General features: G+C 58.5%; 10 protein-coding genes. 5 read left to right on the forward strand and 5 right to left on the reverse strand.

The features are described 5' to 3' along the window. Window positions 1–46: 46 nt before the first annotated feature. Window positions 47–2,503, reverse strand: coding sequence for a YbcC family protein (locus GQF00_RS15965; RefSeq protein ID WP_202560576.1), 2,457 nt, complete (start codon window positions 2,501–2,503; stop codon window positions 47–49). Next, window positions 2,500–4,053: an NADH-quinone oxidoreductase subunit L gene (locus GQF00_RS15970; protein WP_161320270.1), complete on the reverse strand. Its 1,554-nt coding sequence runs from the start codon at window positions 4,051–4,053 to the stop codon at window positions 2,500–2,502. Before GQF00_RS15970 ends, GQF00_RS15965 begins: the two co-directional genes overlap by 4 nt. A gap of 106 nt (window positions 4,054–4,159) precedes the next feature. Between GQF00_RS15970 and GQF00_RS15975 the strand changes: the two genes are divergently transcribed. Beyond that, window positions 4,160–5,050 (forward strand): LysR substrate-binding domain-containing protein, encoded by an 891-nt coding sequence (locus GQF00_RS15975; RefSeq protein ID WP_161320272.1) that lies wholly within the window; start codon window positions 4,160–4,162, stop codon window positions 5,048–5,050. A 25-nt stretch (window positions 5,051–5,075) separates the two neighbouring features. Here the strand turns inward: GQF00_RS15975 and GQF00_RS15980 are convergent, their stop codons facing one another. Continuing rightward, on the reverse strand, window positions 5,076–5,573 hold the full coding sequence (locus GQF00_RS15980) for a DUF2938 domain-containing protein (RefSeq protein WP_202560577.1): 498 nt from the start codon (window positions 5,571–5,573) through the stop codon (window positions 5,076–5,078). 63 nt (window positions 5,574–5,636) lie between these two features. Between GQF00_RS15980 and GQF00_RS15985 the strand changes: the two genes are divergently transcribed. The 3 genes from GQF00_RS15985 to GQF00_RS15995 all read left to right on the forward strand — a co-directional run bounded on the left by GQF00_RS15985 (window position 5,637) and on the right by GQF00_RS15995 (window position 8,504). Beyond that, window positions 5,637–6,092, forward strand: a complete 456-nt coding sequence (locus GQF00_RS15985) for a helix-turn-helix domain-containing protein (protein ID WP_161320274.1) — start codon at window positions 5,637–5,639, stop codon at window positions 6,090–6,092. 33 nt (window positions 6,093–6,125) lie between these two features. Beyond that, window positions 6,126–7,166 carry a spermidine/putrescine ABC transporter substrate-binding protein gene (locus GQF00_RS15990; protein WP_161320276.1) on the forward strand — a complete coding sequence of 347 codons (1,041 nt, stop codon included), beginning with the start codon at window positions 6,126–6,128 and terminating at the stop codon, window positions 7,164–7,166. A 189-nt stretch (window positions 7,167–7,355) separates the two neighbouring features. Next, complete coding sequence (locus GQF00_RS15995) at window positions 7,356–8,504, forward strand: zinc-binding dehydrogenase (RefSeq protein WP_161320278.1); 1,149 nt, start codon at window positions 7,356–7,358, stop codon at window positions 8,502–8,504. A gap of 77 nt (window positions 8,505–8,581) precedes the next feature. On the opposite strand, the gene GQF00_RS16000 is transcribed toward GQF00_RS15995, so the two are convergent. Then, window positions 8,582–10,183, reverse strand: coding sequence for a GMC family oxidoreductase (locus tag GQF00_RS16000; RefSeq protein WP_161320280.1), 1,602 nt, complete (start codon window positions 10,181–10,183; stop codon window positions 8,582–8,584). A gap of 247 nt (window positions 10,184–10,430) precedes the next feature. Further along, complete coding sequence (locus tag GQF00_RS16005; RefSeq protein WP_161320282.1) at window positions 10,431–10,793, reverse strand: DUF6164 family protein; 363 nt, start codon at window positions 10,791–10,793, stop codon at window positions 10,431–10,433. Window positions 10,794–11,062: 269 nt separating this feature from the next. Between GQF00_RS16005 and GQF00_RS16010 the strand changes: the two genes are divergently transcribed. Continuing rightward, window positions 11,063–11,932 (forward strand): oxygenase MpaB family protein, encoded by an 870-nt coding sequence (locus tag GQF00_RS16010; RefSeq protein WP_161320284.1) that lies wholly within the window; start codon window positions 11,063–11,065, stop codon window positions 11,930–11,932. The last annotated feature ends 4 nt before the right edge of the window (window positions 11,933–11,936 follow it).

Genomic DNA, 11,936 nt, shown 5'->3' on the forward strand with positions numbered 1-11,936 from the left:
TCTCTCCTGTTGTCTTGCATTGACGTGCTGGTGCCAGGTTGGTGCCTTACCACCTGGTCCAGGTTTCCCGCTGGTACTGTTCCACTTGCTGATCACCCAGCCGGAAAACGTAGAGCCATTGGTTGTCGATGAGCTGACGTACGGTGTCGTGCTGATGGATGACCTGTTCGATCCTTTCCCGGGGTGCCTCGATAAACACGCTCAGCCGCAGTGGCGTGTGTTGCCAGTGTTCGCCGTCATGCACGGACTGCATCGGCAGACCGATACGCAGGTCGCCACCATTACCTTCAAAGACGCCCAGTTTTCCGCCTACCACATTGTGTAGTGTCTTGTTGCCGCTACCGAACCGCAGGTTGTCGACGGTGGAGGCGAAGTACTGCATGTTGATCCAGTTCGCCACTACCATGGGGGCGGTCATGATCTGAGCCAGCCGCTCGCCGTCTGGGTCGGTGCGGTAATCGTAGTCATGCAGGAAGCTGCGCCCCTGCAGGTCCAGACCCCGCGTCCGTGACCGTGGCGCTATCATCATGGCGGCGTTGTTGGCGAGGGCCCACTCCGGCCGGGTCTGCGACCAGTCATTGGCCCGGTGACGCAGTGCCCGTGACAGGGCGTCGGGCTTTTCCTGCAGCTCGGCCAGTCCCAGTCTTGTGGCTTTTTCGGCACAGGCGCCGCGCTGTGCCTGATTCAGCTGTTGCTGGATGGAGGCCAGGGCGTCCCGGTGGCTCTCGGGCAGCCGTGCCAGGTCAAGCAGCGTCACTTCCTCGGTGACGGTGTTGTGCAGGCCGGCCAGGAAATGGGTGCTGTCGGGGATCGCAATGCCCGCATCCTGCATCCGTTCCCGCACGGCCGGATCGTTGAGCAGGTTGGCCAGTGTCCGCGCATTCACATCGCCGCTTTGGCCGCAACAGGCGCCGCAATCCAGTGCCGCCTGATGCGGGTTGTTGCGGGTCTGGCTGCCATGGCCGAGCAGCAACACCAGGGGGGCAAAGCCGGAGGTCAGCCCCATGCCGGTGAGGATCCGGCAGGCGAGTTCCGCCTGCTGTTGCGTATCGCCAGCGGTGGCGCTGTCCAGTCGCGGGCTTAACGCGGCAGCGTCTTTACTGGACAGGCCGTTCCGGGTCTCCGCTACCAGCGGGGCCTGGCTGGGCAGGGTCTGCTTGATCAGCTTGAACAGGTAACCTAGTCCCAGTGATTCCACCAGCACAAAGCCGGACAGGGGCATGGCCTTGAAGCGGCTCCAGCTGTGGTGGTGGCGCAGGTGGGATTGCCGCTTGCGGGTGATGGCCTGGTCCTGGCTGTCGCTGCCGCTGGTGTCGGTGACGGTCATGACCGGGCTCAGCAAGCCGGGTAACTGGGGCCGCTGCAGATCAGTGCCCAGGGGCTCATAGCGGATGGGCAGGCCGAAAAAGCCGGCAAAGCCCAGGGTCTGAATATGCGGGGACTGGGCTTCCAGGTGACGCCGGAATACTTCCGAGCGCACATCAATACAGAAAGCTGCCTGCACCTGGGGCAGGGTCCTGTCCGCCTTGTCATGTGGCGCGGTCAGGGTGTGAATCAGCCTGCGCTGATAGCTGATTTCCTGGGCCCGTTGCCAGATCAGGGTGGCCGGCAAGGTGTCTGCTTGCCGAAGGTGGATTGACCAGGCGCCTTGCCACTGCGTCCAGGGGGCGTCCGGGGCGCGGCTGCCGTCATCGATCAAGCATTCCCAGCTCAACCTGATGGCAAGCAGGTGCACCAGGGTGTCATCGTCCTTGCCTGTCAGCTGCGCCTCCCAGTTCAGGTAGGCACACCAGGCTGCCCAGCCGCTGATCCGGCCCAGCACCGCCTGCAGATAGTGAGTGATGTCGTCCCGGGCAATGCCCAGTTGCTGGATGGCCTGTTGAATCTGCGCGCGCGGTTGCGCGGCCAGCTGGCTAGCCCTTGCTGACAGCTGCGGCGTTTTCATGAGCATGGCGATGCCGTGATCCGTGCCGACCGCGTTGCGCCATTGTTGATAGAGTGGCGCGGACTGGTTGGGACGCCACTGGGATTGATGGTGATCGAAGTAGGCAGCACAGAACTGGGAGATCTGGTGGGTGATGGTGTCACACCAGGCCGGTTCGCGATGCAGATCACGATGCCGGTCCAGGGTGTCGGACAGCAACGGGGCCGGGGTGAGCGGCGCGGTTTGCGTCTCCAGTGCGTCCAGCAATGTTTCGACAGACCGGGCCGGGTCCAGTTCGTCCCGGGCCTGCGCCAGGGCGTCAGCGTCGATCTCGCCGCTCTGCCAGGCGCGCTGATAGTCACCGGCGCTCAGGGCCATGGGGCTGCCAGCCAACCGTGCCAGTTGCGCGGCGGTTTGGGTGAACGGCTGATCCCGGTGTCCCCAGTAAGGGTTGACGGCGATCATGCGGTCCAGCGGCCAGGTGGGGGCGATCCGCGATATGCTGGTCTGGATGGCGGCATTGATTGCTGCCTCAAGGTCATCCTCGTGGGCCATGTTTGCCAGGGGCTGTGTGCTCATGCCGGTTCTCCGTTGTCGGTGGCAAAACGATGGACCCGGGTCTGGGCCTGGGCCGGTTTCAGTTTGATGGGCCAGATCGGGAAGGTGACCCGGGTAAAGAGTTCATCCAGATAGAAGCCGTGGTATGCCCAGGGATACAGGGTGCTGGCGAGCTTGCCGTCGGGGTATTTCTGCAGCCAGAACTGCAGCCCGTAAAGACCGGAGAAGCACAGGATGACCGCAGCGGTCTGCAGCAGGTTGACCGGGCTGCTGTGTGGCGCGATAGCCGAGAACAGCACATGCCAGCCCAGGTAAAGCTGGGTAAGCAACAGCACCATGAAGGCGCCGCGGGCCATCAGGCCGGCACGCCAGCCCTGCTCACCGCTGAGCAGCGGGCCAAGCCCCAGGGCGACGATGACCAGCGCGGCAACCGGCACCGACAGCGCCGGGAAAACGCTCTGCCAGCCCCACAGCGATGCGCCAACCAGGGCACCACTGAGCAAGCCGGAGGTCAGGTAATGACCGGGCCAGCCACGGTCGGCCCCGCCGGTGAAGTACGCCTGTTGCCGAACCATGGCAACGGTTTCGCCGGCGCTGAGGAAGGCATGGGCCTTGTACAGGGAGTGGGCCAGCAGATGCAGCAGGGCCAACTCATACAGGCCCAGGCCGATTTCCAGCAGCATGAAACCCATCTGGGCACAGGTCGACCAGGCCAGCCGCACCTTGATGCTGACACGGGTCATCATCACCAGGCTGGCCAGCACCGCAGTGGTGGTGCCCGCCAGGACCAGAATCCCTTGCGCAATGACCGCCTGATTAAGCAGGTCGGCCAGGCGGATCAGGATGAAGCCGCCAATATTGACGATGCCGGCGTGCAGCAGGGCAGACACTGGCGTGGGCGCCTCCATCACCTGGATCAGCCAGCCGTGCAGTGGTAGCTGTGCGGTTTTCAGGATCACCGCCAGCACGATCATCAGCGCTGCCAGTTGCATGGAAAGCGGCAGGTCGGGGTGTGTCGCCAGATAGTGACGTAGCCCGTCAAGCTGCAGGGTGCCGCAGGCGTGGTAGATCAGTAGCAGGGCAACGATCAGGCAAAGCTCTGCGAGCCGGCTTACCAGGAATTTTTTGTGGGCCACAATCTGTGCCGTTTTGCGCTCGGCGTAATGGGTCAGCAGGAAATGCATACCGATACTGGTGCCGGACCAGGCCAGGGTGATCACCAGCAAATGCTGGCTCGCCAACAGCACACCGACACAGGCGATGGTGAACAGCATGGCGCTGACGAAACGCTGTTGCTGACGCTCCCCGGTCAGGTAGCGGGACGAGAAATGGATGATGACCCAGCCCAGCAGCGCCACCAGTGAGGCGGTGGTTAATCCGAGCAGATCCGGTGAGGGCTTGGCTGTATGAAAGGGGAAGATCACCATCATGGCCGCGCCAAGACAGAGCAAAAGTGCAAGGCGCCCGGTATGACGGGCGGTGGCCCAGTGGTGTTTCGGTTGCACCATTACCAGCAGCCAGCCGAGCAGGTAGGTGGCGGGTAGAAGCCAGGGGGTGATGAAAGCCTGCATGCTGTAACTCCAATACCGGGTAACGACGGGGGCGATATTGCGAATCTGGCGCCATTTTGTAAAATAGATATTTATTGCTGATTCGTTCTATTTAAGAGAATGATTTATGAGAGGACTGAATTTCCACCATCTCTATTACTTCTGGATGGTGGCCAAGGAAGGCCACCTGACGCGGGTGGCAAAGCAGCTCCATGTCTCCCAGTCCGCGCTGTCCTCACAGATTCGCCAGTTGCAGGATCAACTGGGGCATGAACTGTTCACCCGGGAAGGGCGAGTCCTCAAGCTGACGGAAATCGGGCATGTGGTGCTGGAGTACGCGGAAAGCATCTTCAACCTGGGCAGTGAGCTGTTGTCACTGACGGAAAATGGGGAGCTGCAGCAGTTGCGCCGGCTCCGTGTCGGTTCCGTGGCGACCCTGTCCCGAAACTTCCAGGAAAACTTCCTGCGCCCGATTATCAGCGAACCGGAAATCCGGCTGGAGATACGTTCGGCCACACTGGAGGAACTGCTGGAATTACTCCGGGTGCATAAACTTGATGTGATCCTCTCCAACCGCGCCGTGGTCTCGGACACCACCAACGCCCTGCGTTGCCAGAAAATTGCCCAGCAACGGGTCTGCATTGTGGGGCCACCTGGAGAGGGGGCAAAAGCGTTTCGTTTTCCTCAGGATCTGGCGGCAACCCGATTGTTGTTACCGGGACCGAGCAGTGAAATTCGCGGTCAGTTTGATGTGCTGATGGGGCAGCTCGGCATTGAGTTCGAGGTGGGGGCCGAGGTAGATGACATGGCCATGTTGCGGCTGCTGGCCCGTGACTCGGGGCGCCTGGCAGTGGTGCCGGAAGTGGTTGTTCAGGATGAGCTGCGTAATGGGGTGCTGCAAACCTACCGGGAGTTGGATGACATCGTGGAAAATTTCTACGCGATCACGGCCATGCGGCATTTCGAGCTGCTGCCGCTGAACGTGCTGCTGGAAAATTCACGCAACGATTTTCTCTAAGTCCGGCCTTGCGCCTTTTTGCCGATCATATGATCAGCCTTGCCACCCATCCGCCAACATATAAACCAGCCCCAAATATCCCGTGAGTGAGCAGGCTTTGCAGGCGCGCCTTGTTGGGCGCCGGGGTTTTCGCGGCAGCGATGCCTGCGCCCATGCCGGGCTGCATCAGCAGGAAGGGAGCGGCAACGGTCACGATACCCGTCAGTAATGCCGGACCCAGAGTTGGGGATTCCAGCCATTGCGGCCCGGTGACGAGCACCAGCAAGCCGGCAAATACCATGCCTGTGAAGTAATGAAACAACCATCCTGCCAGCTGTTCTCCGCGCATGACGGCGGCCTTGCCAATGGCGGGATGCCGGAAGCGGCCACGGCGCATGTGTAGCAGCCAGCGGCCTACCAGCCCGTAGTTGGGTGGGGCAACGCCAAGCAGCGGTTGTCTTAGCCAGCCCCATGCATCCATGACCAGCGTGGCGCTGCCGCCTATGATGACGACACTGACAAAATACGTGATGAAGCTGTCCATGGGGGCCTCCGGGCGATGATTTGGTGGTAACGTACAACTTCAAGTCAGCTTGAGGTCAAGGCCATGCTGGATATTTCTGAAGTGGCGCAGCGCACCGGCGTGCCTGCGTCTACCTTGCGATATTACGAAGAGAAAGGGTTGATCGTTTCAACCGGACGCCGCGGGTTGAAACGAATATTTGCGCCCGCTGTACTCGATCAGCTCTCACTGATCGCCCTGGGACAGGCGGCGGGTTTTTCGCTGGAAGAAATCGGACGGATGTTTTCAGCCAATGGCGAAGCCAGAATTGATCGCAAAGCGTTGAGCGCAAAAGCCGACGAGCTGGATGAGACCATCATGAAGCTGAGTGCCATGCGCGATGGTTTGCAGCATGCCGCCCGCTGCAGGGCGCCAAGTCACCTTGAGTGTCCTACCTTTCGCCGCTTGATGAAGTTGGCATCTGCTCGGGTACAGAAAGATAATAAAGCGGTGAACAAGGTTCGTCGGGAAAGACTTAACAGAGCGGTGGAGGGGGGTTAGGGTGAATGAAAACGTAAACATGGATGTTTTGATGTGAAAGCATGGTTTTTTGCGAGACAGTTGTTTCGGTGGTTTGTGGTCTCTTTGATTTTTTTTATGGGGGAGGCCAGGGCGAGCAGTGACAAACTCACCATTCTTAACTGGGAAGGCTATCTCGCCCCGAAGGTGGTGCAGAAGTTTGAACGCACAAATAATGTGGAAGTAAAACAGATTCTTTTTGACGAAGAAGCTGACATTGTGCCGCTTTTGGAAAAACATAAAGACCAGGTAGATCTGGTGGTGGCATCAACACTGACCATGAACAAACTGAAAGCGCGAGGCTCCCTTTTGCCGCTTGAGAAGGCATTGTTGCCAAATACGAAATTGATTAAAAATCGTTGGCAAAGTGATTCTGATTATGTGGTTCCTTACACTTGGGGGACTACCGGGTTTGCCTGGCGTAGTGACAGGTTGGAGCGTGGGCCGAAAAACTGGACAGAGTTTTTTTCACTGGTGGAACGCTTTCCCGGCAAAGTCGCACTGATTTCCGATCCGGGAGAGTATTTGTTGGCCGCGCACTTCGCACTGGGCAATGATCGCCCCTTCAGGACGGCGTCGGAGGTAAATTTGGCGGCCGCTTATTTACGCGGTTTTGATGGCAAGCTGCGGTATCTTGAAAGCGATACGTCTGAGTCTAACCCGCTGATCAGTGGTGATTTGGTTTTGATGCAAACCTGGAATGGTGATGCAGCCTTCTTGCACAATCATCATGATGCTCGGGTCAGATATGCGATTCCCGAGGATGGCTGCATGATCTGGCAGGACAGCTTTGCCATCAGTGCGGAAGCATCATCCCCCAGCCTGGCGCATCAATTTATCAATTTTATGAACGAGGGGCGTATCGCAGGCGCCAACGCCTCTTACCTGGGTTTCGCATCCAGTAACCCATTGGCGTTGCTGTATGCGGATGGCGATTATGTTAATGATCCGATCATTCGTCCCAGTCTGGCTGGGCTGGACGATTGCTATTTCTACGATACCTATCCTGACCAAGTGTCCCGCGCCATCAGTGATTCATTGCCTGAGAGAAAATGATCCAGGGGGGCTTCCCCGTTCCGTTCCCCATCGAACAGTCCTGCTTTTCAGTCCCATCGCTATTCGGCGTCTATCACTCTTTGATACGAGGAGTGCCAAAGTAATTGGCTCCACGCGACCTGTTGCACGGTGTCTTTTTCGCGACACTATCAGCTTGTCAATCAACCCTGCCTGCCGAGAGGAATGAGCATGAAGGCTGTCGTTTGTCACCACGGTGACTTTGAGGTTCAGGATGTTGCCGAGCCGGAGCCCGGCAAGGGACAGATCCTGCTGAATGTGTTGCGTTGCGGTATCTGCGGATCGGACCTGCATGCGCGCCATCATGCGGATGAACTGGCAGAAGCCACCGAGCGCGTTGGCTATCCACATATCATGCGCAGCCATGAGCATGTGGTGCTGGGGCATGAGTTTGTGGGGGAGATTGCAGATTACGGCGCAAAGACTCACCGCCGTTGGAAGCCGGGCAAGCGCGTTGTGGCCATGCCCATGCGCCGCAGTAACGGGGTGGCGCATCTGACCGGGCTGTCTGCAGCGGCCCCCGGCGCCTATGCGGAACGGGTGCTGGTGGAAGAGTCGCTGGCCTTTCCGGTCACCAACGGCATATCGGATGACCATGCTGCCCTGACGGAACCCATGGCAGTGTCCCTGCATGCGGTGAATCGCGCCGAGATTCGCCGCCGTGATACGGCGATTGTGATCGGTTGCGGGCCCATCGGTCTGGGCGTGATTGCCATGCTCAAGGCCAAGGGTGTTCGCCACATTGTGGCCAGTGATTTTTCGCCGACGCGGCGCAAACTGGCCAAGGCCATGGGCGCCCATGTGGTGGTGGACCCGTCACAGGGCAGCCCCTATGAAGGCCTGGCTAAGCGCGGATTTGTGGTGAATGCTCCGCAGTTGTTTGATATGGCCCTGGATGGCATGTCGATGCTGCGAATGACGCCGCTGCCCTGGGAGCCACTATGGCGCGCGGCGGAAGTGGCCGGCGTCACCAACCCGAAACGGCCGGTGATCTTTGAGTGTGTGGGCGTCCCCGGGGTGATCGACAGCATTATCGCGGAAGCCCCACTGCGCTCCTGTATCGTGGTGGCGGGGGTCTGCATGAAGCAGGACCAGTTCTTCCCGGTAAATGCCATCAACAAGGAAATCGATCTGCGCTTTGCGCTGGGGTACATGCCCATCGAGTTCCGCGATGCCTTGCACATGATCGCCGAGGGGAAAGTGAATGTGGATCCTCTGATTACCGGCACGGTGGGGTTGTCCGGTGTGGATGAAGCCTTCACCGCGCTGGGTAATCCGGAGCAGCATGCCAAAATTCTGATTGATCCCCGGAAGGCGTAGCTGGTGTTACTGTTCGATCCCGGAACGCATGGCGTTATGTGGCATTCGCAATCCATGCGTGTCCGGATCGGTGCGGGCTAGCTCACCCGCGATTGCCCTTTGATCATGTCTACCGCCTTTTCTGCGATCATTATCGCCGGTGCATTGGTGTTGCCACCAATCAGGGTGGGCATGATGGAGGCGTCGATGACACGTAACCCTTCAACGCCACGAACGCGCAGTTGTGGATCCACCACGGCGGCATCATCCGTGCCCATCTTGCAGGAGCCTACCGGATGGTAAACGGTGTCGGCCCGTTGCCGGATGATTTCACGGATGTCGTCATCACTGCGGATGTCTGCGGTGAACATGTCTTTCTTGATCCATTTCCTGAGTGACGGTGCTTCCATGATTTTTTGCGTGATCTTGTAGCCGGCCACCATGTCTTCCAGATCCTGGGGATCTTCCAGGAAGGCGGGATCAATAAGGGGCAGATCATCCGGATTGGCGCTGGCCAGCTGGACACTGCCACGACTGCGGGGGCGCAGCAGGCAGACATGGCAGGAATAACCCTGGGAAAAATGCAGCTTGCGACCGTGGTCATCCACCAGCGCGGTGACCATGTGCAGTTGAATGTCCGGGGCGGAGAGATCCGGTTGTGTTTTCAGGAAGGCGCCGGCTTCTGCGAAGTTGGAGGTCCACAGCCCGCGACGTTCCTTTTTATAAGTACGCATGGCCTTGAGTGCCCGCCAGATGCCGCCCAGTGAAAAGCCAAAGGTGTCCGGGCTGTTCGTGGTGTAGCCGAAGATAAAGTCCGGGTGATCCTGCAGGTTCTTGCCCACACCGGGAAGATGATGGACCACGGGAATACCGTGTTTTTTCAGTTCTTCGGCATCGCCAATGCCTGACAACATCAGTAATTGGGGAGACTGGAAGGCACCGGCGGAGAGCAGGACTTCCTTGCTGGCGCGAATTGTGCGCAGTGACTTTCCCTGTTTGAATTCCACGCCGACGGCGCGCTTGCCTTCAAACAGTATCCGTTGCACCTGGGCACCGGTTTCCACTGTCAGGTTGCTGCGATCCAGATGGGGGAACAGGTAGGCGCGGGCGCTGCTCCAGCGTTCGCCGTTTTTCTGCGTTACCTGAAAGACCCCGGCCCCTTCCTGCTCGGCGCCGTTGAAATCATCGGTAATCGGGATGTCGCACTCTCTGGCGGCATCAAGGAAGTAATCATGGAAAGGGCTGCCAGTGCGGCTGTCGCTGACGCTGAGCGGGCCGTCGGTGCCGTGGTATTCGTTATCGATACGCTCGTTGCCTTCGCTGCGGCGAAAATACGGCAGCACCTCCTCGTAGGACCAGCCGTCATTTCCCAGCGCTGCCCAGTGGTCATAGTCCTCGCGGTGTCCGCGGATATAGACCATGGCGTTGATGGCCGAGGAGCCGCCCAGGCATTTGCCTCGGGGCTGGAATCCCAGGCGCCCGTTCAGCCCCTTCTGCGGCACGGTTTCCATGAGCCAGTTGTTGACGGGTTTGGCGAGCATGGCCACAGCCCCGGCGGGCACATTCACCAACAGGCCATCGCCCTGACCGCCGGCTTCCAGCAGGCACACGCGGGTGTCCGGATCTTCGCTGAGCCGGCCGGCCAGGGCGCAACCGGCGGAACCGCCACCGATAATGAGGTAATCGAATTCGTTGTCCATGCGGCTTCCTTTTTATTGTTGGTTATTTCCGGTGCGGCGCTGTCAGGGGTGCGGTCTTGCCAAAAGTGCCCTGCAGCGAGCATGCGAAACACGTGAAACAGGTTAGCACCGGTTTTTTGGCTCGGTAAGTGTTGTTTGTGTGACTGGGGGAGCGTTAACGAAAAAGGATTGTTGAACCTGGTGTGAGCTGGAAATAAATGCCGAATCGACGGGCGGGGCTGCACGTCGAACTACAGTTGGACGATGGCTAACCCAGTGTCAGAAACGGTACAAGGGTTATCAGCAACAACGCGGTGACTGCGATAAGTACGCCTAATGCGCGCACCGGCTGCTCGCAAAAGCGTTGCCACAGTGTTGGTGCAGTGCCGTCCTGCTTGGCCTGCTCATAACGCTGTCGCTCACTTCGAGCGCGTTCTTCCTGGTACTCCGCCACCAGAGTCTTGGCGTTGTCCTTGTCCTCCGGGTTGCTCAGCCAGATGCCGCCAAAGGAAATGCCCCACAGGCTGGGTGCGGTTTCGTAGAAGGGAATGCCGTGCTCTTCAAGAAGGGCGCGAACCGCTTGCGCTTCGTCGTCGGGGACCTGTCGCAGGTTGAGCAGGAGAGTTGTCATTGTATCCGGTTGCTTGTTGGCTACTGGGTGGTGTCATTATGCCATGATCTGCGGGCAATGTTGTTTGACGCACTTTGCGTATTGAGCAGGAATTATGGGGGCTTCACGTTTTGTTCGCGTAGAGGGCAGATTCTGCGTTACCTGTTTCTTTTCATTACGAGCAGAAACATTAACTCTGCGAATGGGTAAACGGTGTGTGTACTTGCGAGTGAAAGGCCATGCTAGGCTGCAGAACAGACTTCGATCGTGATTCTGTCCAGGAGCATGGAATGAAAAAGCGCCTCAATGTAGAAAGAGAAATCGCACGGCTGGATCCTGAGAAGGATTGTCAGCGCATTGCCTTCCTGACCTCGTATCTTGAATTCCCCTGGGACATGACCCGCGCCCTGGAGCTGGCTCTGTTTCGCACCTTCGCAGTGCCCAGTATTGCTGAATTGCTGGACAAGACTGGAGAATTTACCGGGCAAACCCAGCGTCGCTATGACGACACCGCTGTCATCGTTAATGAAGTGTTGGAAAACGGTTTTGAATCAGAACGAGGCATGACGTTCATCAAGCGCATGAATCGTATCCATGGCAGCTACAACATCAGTAATGATGACTTTCTCTACACGCTATCCACGTTTATTTATGAGCCGGTGCGCTGGCTGGACAAGTTTGGTTGGCGAAAGCTTTATCCCAACGAGCGTCTCGGGCTGTTCTACTTCTGGCGTTCGGTGGGTGAGCGCATGCGTATCGACAATATTCCTGATACCTACGACGCTTTTGAAGCATGGAGTCTGGACTACGAAGAGCGAACTTTCGCCAATACCGATGCCACAGTGCGGGTGGCAAACTCCACCCGGGATCTTTTGCTGAGTTTCTATTTGCCACGACCTCTGTGGAAGACCGCTGAGCCACTGGTGTATGCACTGATGGATGAATCACTGCTCAAGGCCATGAACTATCCATTGCCCAGCGATCGGATGCGATCAGTTGTGGAAAGCATAATGCGGATGCGTGCTTGCGTGATGCGTGTGCTCCCGCATCGCAAGACGCCCAGGCTGCTGACCCTGGAAGAATTTCCGAGTCATCCCGGTGGTTATAGCGTGGAGGATGTGGGGCCGAAATCGTTGCGGGAAAAATGGTCGCGTCAGTAGATGA

It is taken from the genome of Alcanivorax sp. DP30 (genome assembly GCF_009882945.1).
Classification (GTDB): domain Bacteria; phylum Pseudomonadota; class Gammaproteobacteria; order Pseudomonadales; family Alcanivoracaceae; genus Alcanivorax.